This is a genomic window from Staphylococcus agnetis (assembly GCF_002901865.1).
GTDB classification, from domain to species: domain Bacteria; phylum Bacillota; class Bacilli; order Staphylococcales; family Staphylococcaceae; genus Staphylococcus; species Staphylococcus agnetis.
Map to the genome: position 1 here is coordinate 5,721 of NZ_PPQF01000138.1, position 16,065 is coordinate 21,785.

At 34.0% G+C, this 16,065-nt stretch carries 18 protein-coding genes; 7 read left to right on the forward strand and 11 right to left on the reverse strand.

All coding sequences use genetic code 11. The features are described 5' to 3' along the window. Together CD172_RS13050 and rpsN are read right to left on the reverse strand one after the other, a co-directional pair. The coding region (locus tag CD172_RS13050; RefSeq protein WP_240598426.1) for an IMP dehydrogenase at positions 1 to 416 on the reverse strand (416 nt) is incomplete at its 3' end. 74 nt (positions 417 to 490) lie between these two features. Then, positions 491 to 760, reverse strand: a complete 270-nt coding sequence (gene rpsN / locus CD172_RS12265; protein WP_037564504.1) for a 30S ribosomal protein S14 — start codon at positions 758 to 760, stop codon at positions 491 to 493. Between the two features lie 185 nt (positions 761 to 945). Between rpsN and rpmG the strand changes: the two genes are divergently transcribed. Then, complete coding sequence (gene rpmG / locus CD172_RS12270) at positions 946 to 1,095, forward strand: 50S ribosomal protein L33 (protein ID WP_014613994.1); 150 nt, start codon at positions 946 to 948, stop codon at positions 1,093 to 1,095. Positions 1,096 to 1,450: 355 nt separating this feature from the next. Here the strand turns inward: rpmG and CD172_RS12275 are convergent, their stop codons facing one another. Beyond that, positions 1,451 to 2,947 carry a catalase gene (locus tag CD172_RS12275; RefSeq protein WP_060550969.1) on the reverse strand — a complete coding sequence of 499 codons (1,497 nt, stop codon included), beginning with the start codon at positions 2,945 to 2,947 and terminating at the stop codon, positions 1,451 to 1,453. A gap of 202 nt (positions 2,948 to 3,149) precedes the next feature. Between CD172_RS12275 and CD172_RS12280 the strand changes: the two genes are divergently transcribed. Together CD172_RS12280 and CD172_RS12285 are read left to right on the forward strand one after the other, a co-directional pair. After that, positions 3,150 to 4,610, forward strand: coding sequence for an amino acid permease (locus CD172_RS12280; RefSeq protein ID WP_060550968.1), 1,461 nt, complete (start codon positions 3,150 to 3,152; stop codon positions 4,608 to 4,610). A 136-nt stretch (positions 4,611 to 4,746) separates the two neighbouring features. Next, positions 4,747 to 5,061: a hypothetical protein gene (locus CD172_RS12285; RefSeq protein ID WP_103346500.1), complete on the forward strand. Its 315-nt coding sequence runs from the start codon at positions 4,747 to 4,749 to the stop codon at positions 5,059 to 5,061. Positions 5,062 to 5,299: 238 nt separating this feature from the next. Here the strand turns inward: CD172_RS12285 and CD172_RS12290 are convergent, their stop codons facing one another. From CD172_RS12290 to CD172_RS12305, 4 genes are all read right to left on the reverse strand, one after another. Continuing rightward, positions 5,300 to 6,115 carry a Cof-type HAD-IIB family hydrolase gene (locus CD172_RS12290; RefSeq protein WP_103346501.1) on the reverse strand — a complete coding sequence of 272 codons (816 nt, stop codon included), beginning with the start codon at positions 6,113 to 6,115 and terminating at the stop codon, positions 5,300 to 5,302. Positions 6,116 to 6,318: 203 nt separating this feature from the next. After that, a complete protein-coding gene (thrB, locus tag CD172_RS12295) occupies positions 6,319 to 7,236 on the reverse strand; it encodes a homoserine kinase (protein ID WP_167701290.1) in 918 nt (305 codons plus the stop codon). Continuing rightward, on the reverse strand, positions 7,236 to 8,300 hold the full coding sequence (gene thrC / locus CD172_RS12300; protein WP_103346503.1) for a threonine synthase: 1,065 nt from the start codon (positions 8,298 to 8,300) through the stop codon (positions 7,236 to 7,238). Before thrC ends, thrB begins: the two co-directional genes overlap by 1 nt. Positions 8,301 to 8,305: 5 nt before the next feature. Continuing rightward, complete coding sequence (locus CD172_RS12305; RefSeq protein WP_103346504.1) at positions 8,306 to 9,589, reverse strand: homoserine dehydrogenase; 1,284 nt, start codon at positions 9,587 to 9,589, stop codon at positions 8,306 to 8,308. A gap of 189 nt (positions 9,590 to 9,778) precedes the next feature. Here CD172_RS12305 and CD172_RS12310 point away from each other — a divergent pair, with 189 nt between their 5' ends. Further along, the gene (locus CD172_RS12310) at positions 9,779 to 11,128 is read left to right on the forward strand and encodes an aspartate kinase (RefSeq protein ID WP_060550963.1); all 1,350 of its coding nucleotides are present in this window, start codon (positions 9,779 to 9,781) and stop codon (positions 11,126 to 11,128) included. Positions 11,129 to 11,231: 103 nt separating this feature from the next. Here the strand turns inward: CD172_RS12310 and CD172_RS12315 are convergent, their stop codons facing one another. Continuing rightward, complete coding sequence (locus CD172_RS12315) at positions 11,232 to 11,822, reverse strand: hypothetical protein (RefSeq protein WP_037564524.1); 591 nt, start codon at positions 11,820 to 11,822, stop codon at positions 11,232 to 11,234. 563 nt (positions 11,823 to 12,385) lie between these two features. On the opposite strand from CD172_RS12315, the gene CD172_RS12320 reads away from it, so the two are divergent. Both CD172_RS12320 and CD172_RS12325 read left to right on the forward strand, forming a co-directional pair. Next, positions 12,386 to 12,751 (forward strand): transcriptional regulator, SarA/Rot family, encoded by a 366-nt coding sequence (locus CD172_RS12320; RefSeq protein WP_060550962.1) that lies wholly within the window; start codon positions 12,386 to 12,388, stop codon positions 12,749 to 12,751. A 180-nt stretch (positions 12,752 to 12,931) separates the two neighbouring features. Continuing rightward, positions 12,932 to 13,771, forward strand: coding sequence for a hypothetical protein (locus tag CD172_RS12325; protein ID WP_060550961.1), 840 nt, complete (start codon positions 12,932 to 12,934; stop codon positions 13,769 to 13,771). A 34-nt stretch (positions 13,772 to 13,805) separates the two neighbouring features. Here the strand turns inward: CD172_RS12325 and nucI are convergent, their stop codons facing one another. Then, positions 13,806 to 14,315 carry a thermonuclease NucI gene (gene nucI / locus CD172_RS12330; RefSeq protein WP_037564531.1) on the reverse strand — a complete coding sequence of 170 codons (510 nt, stop codon included), beginning with the start codon at positions 14,313 to 14,315 and terminating at the stop codon, positions 13,806 to 13,808. Positions 14,316 to 14,458: 143 nt separating this feature from the next. On the opposite strand from nucI, the gene CD172_RS12335 reads away from it, so the two are divergent. Continuing rightward, positions 14,459 to 14,665 (forward strand): hypothetical protein, encoded by a 207-nt coding sequence (locus CD172_RS12335; RefSeq protein WP_060550960.1) that lies wholly within the window; start codon positions 14,459 to 14,461, stop codon positions 14,663 to 14,665. A gap of 48 nt (positions 14,666 to 14,713) precedes the next feature. Here CD172_RS12335 and CD172_RS12340 read toward each other — a convergent pair whose 3' ends face one another. Both CD172_RS12340 and CD172_RS12345 read right to left on the reverse strand, forming a co-directional pair. Further along, the gene (locus CD172_RS12340; RefSeq protein WP_060550959.1) at positions 14,714 to 15,316 is read right to left on the reverse strand and encodes a response regulator transcription factor; all 603 of its coding nucleotides are present in this window, start codon (positions 15,314 to 15,316) and stop codon (positions 14,714 to 14,716) included. Continuing rightward, positions 15,313 to 16,065: sensor histidine kinase (locus CD172_RS12345; RefSeq protein ID WP_240598428.1), on the reverse strand; the 753-nt coding region annotated here is incomplete at its 5' end. The genes CD172_RS12345 and CD172_RS12340, both read right to left, overlap by 4 nt.

Here is a 16,065-nt window from a genome sequence, read left to right on the forward strand (position 1 = left end):
TCAGGTAATAATTTTTTAATATGTTGAATCATTTCAATCACCTGATCTGAATGACCATGTGCGATATCAATTGTGATGTATTCTGGTGAAAGATCTGCTTCTTTAAGTGATTCAATAAATTTGAATTCTCCTTCTTTTACACCTACAGAAATGGAGGCAAACAATCCTTTATCTTTCATTTTTTTAACGAAAGGCAGACGTGCAGCTTCATCAAAACGGTGCATTATATAGAAGTAATCATTTTCAGCGAACCACTCTGCTAACGTTTCATTCATTACCGTTTGCATATTGGCTGGAACAACTGGTAATTTAAAACGCTTTGGGCCAAATTGAATAGATGTATCAATTTCGGAACGACTTTTCACAATGCTTTTATTCGGTATGAGTTGAATATCTTCGTAATCAAAAATTTTCATTCTTCTAAACCCCTTATAATTTTATTCCAAAAGATAATATACTATCTATTTGCAATAAAGTAAATAAAAGGTTCTTACCAGCTTGATTTTTTCACACCAGGAATTTGTCCTTTGTGTGCATGCTCTCTAAAAGCAATACGTGACATTTCAAATTTACGTAATACACCTCTAGGACGACCTGTCACTTTACATCTACGTGTTAAACGTGTTGGTGAAGAATCTCTAGGTAATTTTCTTAATGCTTCATAATCTCCTTTCGCTTTAAGTTCACGTCTTAAATCAGCGTATTTCGCTACTAATGCTTCACGCTTTTGTTCTTTGGCAATTTTAGATTTTTTTGCCATATCTATCTCTCCTTCATTATCAAATCGTAATTATTACGATTTAAATCATAGCATATCCTTTTAATGTGAATCAAGGATGATTTTTATGATATTTAAAATATGATATAAATATATGTTGGCAAAGCGTTCAAAACATGATAAAATAACAAATCGTAATAGTTTCAATTTAAAAGGAGGTCGACCCAATGCGCGTTAATGTGACATTAGCATGTACTGAATGTGGTGACCGTAACTACATCACTACGAAAAACAAACGTACGAATCCTGAGCGTATCGAAATGATGAAATATTGCCCAAGATTAAATAAACATACGTTACACAGAGAAACAAAATAATAAGTTGATTTAAGCAGTTACGAAACACCAACTCATCAAAATACGACGTAAGCTACAGCCCGAAAGTTCGGTGTTGTGGCTTTTTTAATGCACTTTGCAAACTTTAAGCCTATGACATCATTATAGTAATGTCATACTTTACATAAGTACCACACATTGAAAGGTTCTACCCTCTACTAAGAATGATTATGAGTAATGTCAATAGTGGTCAGCAGATTTTCTTAAATACTATAGTAATTACAAGATTTCATCACTGACGCATTTACTTTTATATAAAAAGGTTTTATTTCAGATGTTATGCATCCTAAATGAAACTTAAAAAAGGACAACTTCATAGAAGCGCCCCTTTTATAACTTATTTAATTCCCGCTAAAATATAGTCTAATTGATCTAACATGCCCAACGCTTCGGCAACCCCTTTACCGTAATCAGGATCTGCTTGGTAACAATGGCGTATGTGACGATGTTTTACTTCATCAGTAGTACCTTCCATTTCGTCTGCTGTATTTTTAAACATACGTTGTTGTTGTTCTGGTGATTGTAATCGGAACAATTTACCTGGTTGTTCGAAATAATTATCATCATCTTCTCTAAAATTATGCTCGTATGCATCTCCATAAAGTTCAAGTGGTGGACGTTTGAATTCTGGTTGACTTTCGTGTACACCATAACTATTTGGATAATAATGCGTTTGACTACCTTGGTTACCATCTAAAATACGCATTTGACCATCGCGACTAAATGGGCAAATATTATTCACTCCAACACCTTTTGGTTGGTTAACAGGAATTTGCCAGTGATTGACGCCTAAACGATAACGTTGAGCATCCCCATATGAAAATAAGCGACCTTGTAACATTTTATCAGGTGAGAAATCAATACCTGGAATAATGTTTGTGGGTGCAAATGCTGCTTGTTCTACATCTTGGAAATAGTTATCTGGGTTACGATTCAATTCGAATTCCCCTACTTCAATGAGAGGATATTCATCTTTAAACCATACTTTTGTTAAATCAAATGGATTGTCTTTGTGATGTTTAGCTTGTTCTTCTGTCATCACTTGAATGTACATTTTCCATTTCGGGAAATCCCCGTTTTCGATCGCATTGTACAAGTCGCGTTGTGACGATTCACGATCTTCACCGACAATTTTTGCCGCTTCTTCCGGTTGAATATTTTCAATACCTTGTTGTGTACGGAAATGGAATTTCACCCATACACGCTCGTTATTCGCATTAATCATACCGTACGTATGTGAGCCAAAGCCATGCATATGACGGTAGCCTTTTGGAATACCACGGTCAGTCATTAAAATCGTCACTTGATGTAATGCTTCAGGTAAAGAAGTCCAAAAGTCCCAATTGTTTTGTGCACTACGCATATTTGTTCTAGGATCACGTTTCACTGCGCGATTTAAACTCACAAATAGTTTTGGATCTCTGAAGAAAAATACTGGCGTATTATTACCTACTAAGTCCCAGTTGCCTTCTTCCGTATAAAATTTTAATGCGAAGCCTCGAATATCACGTTCGGCATCCGCCGCACCACGTTCACCTGCTACAGTAGAAAAGCGCGCAAACATTTCAGTCTTTTTCCCAACTTCAGAAAAAATCTTGGCTGCTGTATATTGTGTGATATCATTGGTCACGGTAAATGTACCAAACGCACCTGAGCCTTTCGCATGCATACGTCTTTCTGGAATCACTTCACGATCAAAATGAGACATTTGTTCTAAGAAGTATGGGTCCTGCATTAATAATGGACCACGTGGGCCCGCTGTTGCTGTGTTTTCACGATCTCCAATAGGATGACCAAATAAACCAGTTAATTTAGTCGGTTCTTCACGACGCATAGTAAAACCCTCTTTCTTCTTTATAATCATTCTAATGTAGTACTTACCTCAAATTATACTTAAAAATTCTAAAAATAGGAACTATTTCGCCTTATCACAGTGTATTTTTTTAATTTAGGGCTTTAAAGTTATAAAATACTATTGAAACCCCCAACATTTGCAAGTAAAATATATAGAATAATTGAATAGGGAGAAGATGTTTATGGAAGAAAAGAATTTAAATCGGGGGCTCCAATTGAGACATATTACGATGTTCGCAATTGGGGGTGCCATAGGTACAGGTTTATTTGTTGCTACTGGTGGCGTAATTGCGCAAGCTGGTCCTGGCGGTGCGATTTTAGCCTATTTGATTATTGGAATTATGCTATATTTTCTCATGTCCTCAATAGGTGAAATGGCTACATTCTATCCAGTTTCTGGATCATTTAGTAGTTATGCGACGCGCTTCGTTGATTCGTCATTAGGATTTACAATGGGTTGGTTATACTGGCTCATCTGGGCACTCGTTACAAGTGTTGATATTATTATCGCTACGAAAGTACTCAGTTATTGGAATACTTTTAGTTTCTTCTCACCCTTGGTTTGGAGTATTCTCTTTTTAAGTATTTTATTATTACTTAATGTATTTTCAGTCAAAGCCTTTGGAGAAGCAGAATTCTGGCTATCATTAATTAAAGTTTTAACGATTATTGTCTTCATTATATTAGGTGTGTTAATGATTTTTGGTATTTTAGGTGGCCATACTTATGGTTTTGATAACTTCACGGTGGGTGAAGCACCATTTGTAGGTGGTATTTCTGGATTTTTAAGCGTATTACTTATCGCCGGTTTCTCTGTAGGAGGCACTGAAGTTGTTGCAGTTACTGCTGGTGAATCAGATGATCCGAAAAAATCTATGCCTCGTGCAATTAAACAAGTATTCTGGCGGATTTTATTATTCTATGTTTTATCAATTGCTGTCATTTCAGCTATTATTCCATATACAGACCCAACGCTATTAAATGAAAGTAGTTCGATTACACAAAGTCCGTTTACAATTGTGTTTGATAAAGTAGGTATCGCTTTTGCAGCTTCAGTAATTAACGCTGTTATCTTGACCTCTTTACTCTCAGCATCTAACTCAGGTATGTTTACAACAAGCCGTATGTTGTTTTCACTAAGTCAACAAGGTTCAGCACCTAAACTGTTAAGCCGCATTAATCATGCGACGAAGTTACCGTTAAATGCATTATTTACAACATTTGTGCTTATTACTGCCGTTACAGTATACGCCAATTTCAATCCTCAAAGTGTAATGGCATTATTAAATATTATTGGTGCATTAATTACTTTCGTCTGGGCATCTAGTATTATTTCTCAAGTTCGTATGCGTCGTGCTATTAAGGCGCAAAATAAAGATATTAATGCGTTATTACCTTATAAATCACCATTATTCCCAATCGGACCGATTGTTGTTTTGATAATTATCGCATTTTTGATTTTAGGAAGTTCGTTTGAAGCGATTGTTACATTAGATCTTGCGAAACTCGCTCAAAGCTTTTTACCCATTGTTTTATTAATTGCTGTTTATTTTGCTCACAAACTCTTAAATCGTACCAAACTCATTCCGTTAAAGGAAATCGATTTATCTGAGCACGAAATGTATAATCGTAAACAGTCTTAAAGTCATATCAATGTCGTTGAAACATCAGTGACAAAGAAGCGTATGCATTGCACTTCTTTGTCACTTTTTTACGTTATTTTCAGTAGTAAAAAATTCATGTATAATAAAGTAAACAAATTGTAAAGGGTGGACATATATGGTTGGACAAACAAACCTTTTTGATGATGTTTTAAAACAAGATGAACGCTTTGTCATTGTGGTTCAAGCTTTTGAAAATAAGCACAATCAACTTACAAAACGCACACTAAGAGAATATACGAGCCTAACCCATGAGCAAATGGAAAATTTGTATGCGCATTTAAAAGACCTCTATTTAGAAGAACCATTCGCGCAACATCAAACTGCATTTTCAATCACAGTATATACCAACCTTGACTACGCAGCAGACCAAGTCTATGCACACATCAAACGTCATCGAGGTAGAAAAGAATGGACACATACAGCAAAATAAATGCAATAGGAGCTTGAGACTCCCAATATTCTCATTTGACTGTAGTTTATAGCCATCACAATTCATGATGAAATGGATTGAGGTGGCTTTTTTAATTCATTGAGTTTTACAATTTTAAATACGATTAACACACACTCGTGTAAGGTAGTTATTGATTCTTAATATAGTTGATCTCTGCGTCCAACTCATATAAAAACCCCCAAATCCAAGAAATTGATTTGAAGGTCAAAAGAATATTTTACATATTTGCTGTTTCAATTAATTGTTTTAAAGCATGTGGAATACCATCTTCATCATGACTCTTAGTAATCATTTTGGCACGTGCTTTCAATAAATCGATTGCATTATCCATTGCAACAGGCATTCCAACAACGTCAAACATTTCTTTATCATTTGCACTGTCACCAAATGCAATCATCTGGTTAACATCTAAATTTAAACGTTGCGCTAAATCTTGTATTGCTTTCCCTTTGGAAACACCTGCACTCATAAATTCTAAAAAGAACGGCTTACTCGTTGTACAAGATATTGAAGCATTAAATGTTCCTTTTAATGACGACATCAATTCCGAAATATGTGATTCGTAGTCAATGCCCATCGCTTTTGGCACAGGCTCTTGGATGTAATCTTTTAAGTCTGATACTTGTTTCATTGGTAATCCTGTAATTTCAGCTTCTATATTCATATATTCATGATTACCCTCATAAATAATATGACCGTCTTGATATGTAATAGTAAATAAGCCATGTTGACGACAATAATCAACAATATCATCAAAATCTACTTTTGAAATTAATTCACTAGCGATCACTTCTTTAGTTTTTAAATCTATCGTTTTCGCACCGTTATAGGACATAATGTAACTATTATGCTTATCCATCGCTAACGCTTCTGCGACAGGAATCATTCCTTCAGTAGGTCTGCCGGATGCCAAAGCAATCTGATACCCTTTTTCTTGTATTTGAATTAAATAATCTTTTGTCTCTTTCGAAACAACATTGTCAGATGTCATTAATGTGTCATCCATATCCATAATAATTAAGTCTGGTTTCATAATAACGCTCCTTCCATACCATTTAATACTACACCATTTCTCATCTAAAAAACATAACGATTCATCTTTACCTTTTTTTATTCTCAATGATAAAACCTTCAAAATTCATAAAATATGAACAATGAAGGTTTTATAGATTATAAGTACTATTCATGCGATACGTTATGAACTATAAGATGTTTTAATCTAAAATCACGCACACATTAATAGCGATATATAACTTTTGATTTAACACCGTTTAAATTGACCGTTGCAAGTTCAGAATGACATGCTGTAACGTCTTCACGCAATGCGCGCACAAGCGGCCCACTTTGTTCTTTTTTTATCATCGTTAAAATTGTAGGACCTGCACCAGATATAACAGTTGCATAAGCATCAAATTGGTGCGCAATCGCTTTTACTTTTTTAAAATCTGGTAAAAGATGTTGACGATACGGTTCATGTAAGCCATCTTGTTCCATCATTTTACCTGCTAATTCATAATTATGCTGAATAAGTGCGCTAATCATTGTATTACTAATCGCACTATATTTGACCGCTTCATTATGTGCAATTGTTTCAGGCAAAACACGTCTCGCTTTTTCTGTTTCCAAAGGATAAGTTGGAATTGTAATAATAAAGTCTACGTCAGGTACATCTATATGTGCAACATCAGTCATAGATGTTGATGCGTTATGATAGCCGACAACCAAACCACCATAAATGGTAGGTGCGACATTATCAGGGTGACCTTCAATTTCAGTGGCCAATTGTAATAATTCATATTTGGATAACTCAATATCCCCAAAATAGTTTGCGATATATAGTGCCCCTACTAAAGCAGATGCAGAAGAGCCTAAACCACGTGCTAATGGTATGTCACTGTACATTTTCACTTCAAGTGGTGGTAATGCTACATCGTAGCGTTGAGCGACTTGTGTTGCAATTTTATAAATATAGTGGGATTCATCTGTGGGTAAACCTTCTAAGCACGGTCCATCATGAACAAACTTCCATGATGGTCCATGAATGGGTTGCGCCTCAATAATTAAAAATTTATTAAGTGCCATACCTATAGAATCGAAACCACATCCTAAATTCGCAGTAGAAGCCGGTATTTTTAAAGTTAACTTATGTTTAATCATTGTAGTGCATCCTTAATATATTGAATAATACTGTCTTTATCATTTGGTAGTGCTTGAATTGGGTTTTCTAATAGATTAATAGCAGTATCAGGGTCCTTAAGTCCGTTTCCTGTTAAAACAGCAACCACTTTTTGTCCTTGTTTTAATTTTCCGGCGCGATGTAATTTAATTAACCCTGCAATGGATGCATTACTTGCTGGTTCACTAAAAATACCTTCCTTAGATGTCATCATTTGATAAGCTTCTAATATTTCCTCATCTGTAACAGCATCAATTAAACCGTTAGAGGATTGAATAGCATCTACAGCTTTATCCCAACTCGCTGGATTACCGATGCGAATCGCTGTCGCAATCGTTTCAGGATTTTTTACGACTTGGTTTTGAACAATTGGAGATGCGCCCTCTGCTTGAAAACCAAACATTTTAGGCTTTCCAGTTTGTTCACGCGCATCATATTCTTTAAAACCTTTCCAATAAGCCGTAATGTTTCCGGCGTTACCTACTGGAATTGCTAATATATCTGGCGCCTGTCCATCTAATTGTTCTACTATTTCAAAAGCAGCTGTTTTTTGCCCTTCAATTCGGTATGGATTAACGGAATTTACAAGTTCAATTTCTCCATCTTGCGCTACTTCTTTAACAATTTCTAACGCTTCGTCGAAATTCCCTTCAATAGAAACAATCTCTGCACCATACATAACTGCTTGTGATAATTTACCGAGTGCAATTTTACCTTCAGGGATAACGACAATTGATTTCAAACCAGCACGTGCGGCATAAGCAGCAGCTGAAGCGGATGTATTTCCTGTTGATGCACAAATGACTATTTTACGTCCTTGTTCTTTGGCTTTAGTAACCGCCATCACCATACCTCGATCTTTAAACGAGCCTGTCGGATTTGCACCTTCATATTTTACATATAATTCTATACCTAACATTTCAGACATCGTATCACAATAAATTAATGGTGTATGTCCTTCATTTAATGAAACTTCAGGTGTTTCTTCATTCACTGGTAAGTATTGACGGTATTCTTGTACTAAACCTCTCCACATTTTCATTATCATCATGCCCCTTCAACTGGATAAATTTTCTTAACTTGATATCCTTCTTCTGCGTCAATATACTTTTGAGGTGACTCATCGATACCATGAATAATCAATGCCACCGTTTGGTCACTCATTGATTCAATTTTTAAAGATTTATGAAACGGTAATGCACCTTTGATGACCGATTCTATATGCTTAATTGAAACAGCTGGTGTTTCCGCGACAACATAAAAACTCGCTTTTTCAGAAATGGTTATGGGTTCATTACTATCCATCATTTCTTTTGTTTCCTCAGTTTTAAGTTCAAAATGTGGTGGAAGCGTATGTAAATCCGATTCAAATTGTAACGATACGTTCAATAAATCGCTGACAACGGCACTCCCTGTTGCTAAACTTCCTGCACCTTTACCATAAAACATTGTTTCACCCACTGCATCTCCAACAACATAAATCGCGTTATATTCATTTTCTACAGATGCAAGTTGATGCGTTTCAGGTAATAGCGTAGGTTTCACTGACGCAGTGACATTTCCTTGCGCGTAGCTCCCTTTACCAATTAACTTAATTTTATACCCTAAAGCTTGAGCGGCTTGTATATCTGCAGGCGTAACTTGAGAAATCCCTTCTGTTTCCACATCTTTTAAACGAATAACTTGGTTAAATGATAAATAAGATGTAATGACAACTTTACGAGCAGCATCTATGCCTTCAACATCATCTGTTGGATCTGCTTCAGCAAACCCTAGATCTTGTGCCTCTTTTAATGCATCTTCATATGATGTTCCTTCTTGAGACATCTTAGTTAAAATGAAATTAGATGTGCCATTAAAAATGCCCATAAATTCACTAATATTATTCGCATTTAAACCATTATTTATCGCATTAACAATTGGAATACCACCTGCGACACTTGCCTCATATTTTAATGCTACAGCGTTAGCTTGTGCTAAATCTTCCAAATCACGTAAATGCACTGCTAGTAAGTCTTTATTTGCAGTGATGACATGTTTTTTTTGAGTCAATGCTGCTTTCAGCCAATCTACAGTTGGTTCAATGCCCCCCATCACTTCAATAACGATATCAACATCTTCATCATTTAAAATATCGTCTACGTTTTCAGTGAGGTGATATTGTTGAATATTAATCGGGCGATTTTTACTTTTATCACGTACTAGAATATGTTTAATTTGAATATCTTTTTGAATGGTGTCTTTAATCTGTTGGTGATTCTCTTCTATGATTTTTACAACACCTGAACCAACAGTTCCTAATCCTAGTAATGCAACATTGATCTGTTTCATATACAATCCCTCCGTGTTAATCTCTCAAAAAAGTTTATGTAATGTTGAATTATACGTAAATATGGTTTAGTATAAGTGCATTAACAAAGTTTGTAAAGTTCTAAAAATTTAGAAAATACAGTTTTAAATGCTTACTTTGTTATTCATTTAAGAATTCTCATTTAATCGTGAAAGAAAGGTTGTCATAGTATGAAAGTATCGAAATTCGGTGGCAGTTCTGTCGCAACTGCTGAACAAATTCAAAAAGTATTAAATATTATTAATAGCGATGATGAAAGACAAATTGTAATCGTATCAGCACCTGGTAAACGACATGAGCACGATACCAAGACGACCGATCTTTTAATTCGATTATATGAAAAAGTCATTAATCAATTAGATTACCAGCATAAAAAGACTGAAATTTTAGAACGCTTTAATGATATTATAAAGGGTCTGAATTTAAAAACCAATATAATCACTGAAATTGACCAAACATTAGAACGGTTAATTTACGAACTTAAAGATGAACCGCTTCGATTATTGGATGCATTAAAATCATCAGGTGAAAATTTTAACGCTCAAATTATCGCAGCATATAATACAGAGCAAGGTGTACCAACGGAGTACTTATCACCAAAAGACGCAGGTATTATCGTTACGGACGAACCAGGAAATGCGCAAATTTTGGAATCAAGTTACGAGACCATCAATCAACTCAACCAGCGAAAACATAAAATTATTATTCCTGGCTTTTTCGGTTATTCTGAAAAAGGAAATATCGTTACATTTCCTAGAGGTGGGTCTGACATTACAGGTGCGATTATTGCCCGTGGTGTTCGCGCGAAATTATACGAAAATTTTACAGATGTTTCAGGCATCTACCGTGCAAATCCAAACGTCATTCATGAACCCGAAATTATTAGTGAAATTACATACCGAGAGATGCGGGAATTATCCTATGCCGGTTTTGGCGTATTTCACGATGAAGCTTTACAACCGCTATACCGATATCGAATTCCTGTAGTCATCAAAAACACTAATCGTCCAAATGATCCAGGCACTTTTATCTTACATGACCGTGAATTTAATCGTAAAAAAGTGGTTTTAGGAATTAGTTGTGATAAAGGCTTTACAAGTATTAATATCAAAAAGTATTTAATGAATAGACAAGTCGGCTTTACTGTGAAAATCCTTAATATCTTAGCGGAAAATAACATTTCGTTTGACCATATGCCTTCAGGAATTGATAACATTAGTATTATAATGCGAACAAATCAGATTAAAGGTAAGGAACAACAGATTTTAGAAGCAATCCGTCGAGAATGCGAAATAGACGAACTAAATATTGAACAAGATCTTGCGATATTAATGGTAGTCGGTGAAGGAATGAGCGCTACAGTCGGAACAGCGAACAAGATTACGACAGCTTTAGCTGACGCAAATATCAACTTACGTATGATTAACCAAGGATCTTCAGAAATTTCGATGATGTTCGGTATCTCTAATAAAGACGCAGAATCAGCAGTGAAAGCGTGTTATGATAAATGCTATCATTAAGCACTCCAACAATATAAATGATCAATAGAAGTCATAATTTAAGGCCTTCAACGTTCATGCTAACATGAACGTTGAAGGCCTTTTAACATATATCAAGTACGCTTTATTGCGAACTTCTCTCTTGAATGACTTTCCTCAGTCGTTCTTCCCCTACGACTGTTTTAAGTGTTACAAATTGAAAATAACTCATGCGATCGATGAGATGTCTAAAATGTCTAATTTGTTGTTCATTTATAGACTCATACAAATGAAACATCAATATGATTTCTGGCTTTATAAAATCCACATTCCATTTTAAAGAATGATAATAGATATGTTTTTCAGGTATACGTATTTGATTATCTAATCGGAAAATCCATTGATCTTCATCTACATCATAAATACGTATTTTCAAAACGCAAGTCTCATGATTTTTGACTGCGATAAAAAATATATTTTTAAGTTCAATATCTTCTTTCGGAATGCGTTTTCCATTTTCATCAATACCTTCAATTTGATACGCTTCAGGAATGGCATCAAGCACTGTTAATAAATGCTGTCGTTTAACACTAATCGCTATCTTTTTAGAAATCTCAAGTTGATCATTTAAAAATAATTCAGTCGCAACATCTCCATAAAATTTAAAGTATTCTGGGACGTGCGCTATCAATATATCCATTAATGCTCTTGTGTTATTTTGATGTGAATGACTCAACTAAATGCCCTCCTTTCTGGAAACCGCTTTCATCACATAGGTCATTATATTAAAAATAACCATGATACGCAATGTATTAAGATTCAATTATTTAAACTTTCAAAAACACCAAGTTATCATAATATCATGATGGTAACAATACATATGATATTAATGGTGTTTCTCTCATCAAGATAGATGATTTAAAAATAACCTTTCCTCCTGAAATTCTATATAAATTAACTTAATTGTTATAGTATGTTATGTCACATTTCACTTATTTTAAGATAGTAAATTTAATTATAGGTATTAATTAGTTATGTGACACTTTTTGTAAAATACATCTTTATCAACATTACATTCAAATCATTCATACCGTGTTAACGCTTATTTTTACATAAACTATTGCAATAAATAATTTCTTTTAAAAAATAATAAGTGATATCTTTAAAAGAGCTTTTACGCCATATTATAATTTTTTCGATTTTTTTGCTTCTTTCCAAGAGTATTCCGTTGAAAAGTATAAAATTTTTAATATAATATAGTATAGGTTCTCAAAAAGATTAGAAAAAAGGAGTGAAAAAATGAATAAACAATATGATTTGGATATTAATAAGGTTTTTTTCTATGAATCACACCGAAAAAAAATAATTAGCGAACTAAAAAAACGACATAATCTAAAATTAAATGACATTCTGTTTTTACATCACCTTAAAACTACAGATAGTCGTCGTATTTCGTTGCATAAAGTTAAACAATCTATAGATTTTAGCCTTATGGAAATACATAAATCACTCACTGCACTCACAGAGAATGGTATTATAGGTAAAGAACGTTCAACAGAAGATGAACGTAAAGTTTTTATCACTATTACCGATGAACAAGAAGAAAAAATGACTGAAGTTCTTGAAAACTTCAAAATATTAATTAAAGACACTATTCAATCTTAAACATTATCAAAAGAATATCCGCTTCAGAGTAAGACTGTCTCATTAAAATTGGTGATTAACGTCTTGCTCTTTTTTATTTAATGCGACATTTTGTTTTAACACGGATAAGGGTTATAATAAATGAAACTTTCTATGACCCAACATCATTTTAGTACTTTAACCTTTATGGAGGTGAAAAGCATGATTATGATATTTATCTTATGTACATTGATAGTCATCATTTTAATTTTAGCCGTTTTAAACCATGTAAAATTCAAAAGACAAAATGACTATTTACGATATGCAAATAAACGTCTAATTTTAAAATTAGAGCATGAAAAGAAGAAAAACAATACAAAAATAATCCCCTCAATACAAGCAATTCGCACACCACATCACGATACGCGTCGTATAAAAAATGTTTTGATTGAGACATTTGAGCAATTAAAAAAGACCCAAGATATCACTTCATATAAAATACTTTCAACAAATCAAATTGCTAAAAGAAATACATTTTTCGCTGACCTATCTCTTGTTGATTTCATAGTCCTATCAAATTTAGGACTTTACTTAGTCAAGTTAACGCATTTTAATACTCAAACGTTTATGCATTTTAATGGCACTTCTAGCTCTTCGCATCCATTCCAAGATCAATTTGCACATCATGTCAGTAAAATATATCATCAACAATTTCATGCGGATTCCAACGTACCTTATACATTTAGCGAGGAAGTAACTCCTGATAAAGTTATTTATCAATTTTACAAATATGATCCATTAAAACGCGTTGAAACAGCAGAAGCACATTTATCACAAGATTTAGAGAAACGATTAAAAACACATATTTCAACAATGGCATGCCTGATAGATACAAATGAAAAAATATATGAAAGTCAGTCGCATCACCCACGAAACGTATTAGTTATCAAAGATGATGCAACATTAACACAACATATTCATTCATTTGCTCAAACATCGCATTCTAATTTGTCAGATGACAAATTGTCACAATTAGAAACGTTATTAACACAAAAACACTAACCCTACATTATTTTGTAGGGTTAGTGCCATTTTATTAATTACTCCAAATATTCTTTTTTAACTTTTGAGCTTGTTTTTGTGCTTGTTCTATACGCTCTTGATATTTGTAATTAGGACGATAGAATTTTGCACGTGCCAAACCTTCTTTAGCTAGCTTTTCATTAAACATTTCTTTTCCTAACCAGACGTAAGCCAAAGTTCTACCATAACGGTCTTTTTCTTGCTTATCATATTCTAAACGTACTTTTTGATTAGTTAAGTGACGTTTTGTAAAGTCTGAAGCTTCTTTACCATAAGGTTGAACAGGTGTGTTAGGTTTTACTGTTTCTGGTGTATCTACCCCAATCATCCTTACCTTTTCTTGTTTACCATCTTTATCAACGATAATTGTATCTCCATCAATGACGCGTATTACTTTATATGTTTGTTCATTTGCATTGCTTAAACCAGCTGATTTAAACGGACCACTTTCCGTCATAAATTGTATAGATAGTACAATAATTGCAGCTACGACAATGATCAATCCTGTTGTTATTTTTTTCATAAGTCCACCCTTTTCTAATAGTCTTAATCATCATAAATAATTTTGCAATTCGGGTCAATGTGCCAAATATTCATTTTTTATATAGAATCCGGTCCCATTTATAATATGAAATGATATAATCAATTCAATAGGAGTGAAATGACATGAAAACTTTACGTGAAAATAGCCTTTCCATCATTATCATCCTCTTCGCCATCCTTTTAGGATTCTTTTTACAACACTTTTTTAACTTACCTCTCATTGCAGGGGCTTTTATCGGTGTCTTACTTGGCGTTTTCGGTGGATTCATCATTCAAATGATAAAAGGCAAGCAACCCCAATCTCGTAATTCTAAAGAAAAAGAAGAGTAAATCAAGGCAGGAAGGCTGATAAAAAAGCTTTCCTGTTTTCATTATTCGTTATATCCATCCCAATTCTTTTGCTTTTTTCCAAGCATCGAATCGGTTTTCAGCCTCTAGTTTATCAATAATTATTGAAGCATAGTTACGAATCGTTCCTTCTGATAAGTATAATTTTTCAGCAATTGTTTTATGACTTAAACCTTCTCCAATTTCAGTCAAAATCATTTGTTCTCGATGTGTTAATGGATTACTTTGCGTAAATAATCGTGTCATGAGCTCGGAACTGTATGTTTTTTCATCGTTTAAAGCGCGATGAATTGTAGTCAAAAGATCATCAATTGGTTGCTCTTTTAGCACAAAAGCATCTACGTCGTTCGCAACAGCTTTTTCAAAATATCCTGGTCGCTTAAACGTTGTTACAATGATAACTTTTGTATCAATCTGATGTTCTCTAATGCGTCGCAACACTTCTAAACCATTCATTTTTGGCATTTCTATGTCTAAAAGAATGACATCCGGTTGGTGTAATTGAACACTTTCCCATGCATCTTGACCATCAAGCGCAACAGCGACAACTTGTATCATTTCATCAAGCTCCAATAATTGCTTCATGGCATCTGCAAGCATTTTTTGATCTTCAGCCACAATCATTTTAATCATATGAACCCCTCCATATCAAACACAATCAAAAGCACTACGCCATCACCACTAGAACTAATGGTTAATTGGCCATTTAAATCATCGACACGTTCCTGAATACTTTTAACTTCAAATGGTTGTGAAGGCATGACCCAGCCATTATCATAAATCCGAAAATAAATGTTATTATCTATGCATTGTATATCTAAAGATACTCTTGTAGCATTTGAATGTTTAATAACATTATTCATCGCTTCTCTTAAAATCATAGCCAGACTGGTTTGCTTTTCAATAGGTATACTTTCTATGCATTCAACCCCACTGTAAATAAATTCGATATGACTTTCTTTTAACATATGAGACATACGTTTGACTTCTGACATAAAAGTAATCCAATGAACATTGTCAACGATCTTACGTACTTGATTAAGTGTTTCTTTAGAAATTGTTTGAACTTCTTTCATTTCTATACATGCCTTCGAGGGGTCTGTAAGGCACAATTTTTGAGCAAGTTCTGACTTTATACTAATACTTGCAAAAACATGTCCTAAAGTGTCATGTAAATCTTGTGCAATACGTTGCCGTTCTTGTTCAGCCATCAATTGATTAATCTGACGCTTTTGTTGATGTAATTTTTGCGTTAAAATCTGCTTTTCCTTATTTTTTAAGTTAACTACAAAACTAATTGTTAAAATAATCTCTAAGAAAACAATATAAATCAACAATGTATTTTCAGTGAGATATGTGTACAATAATACAATGAGTAAACT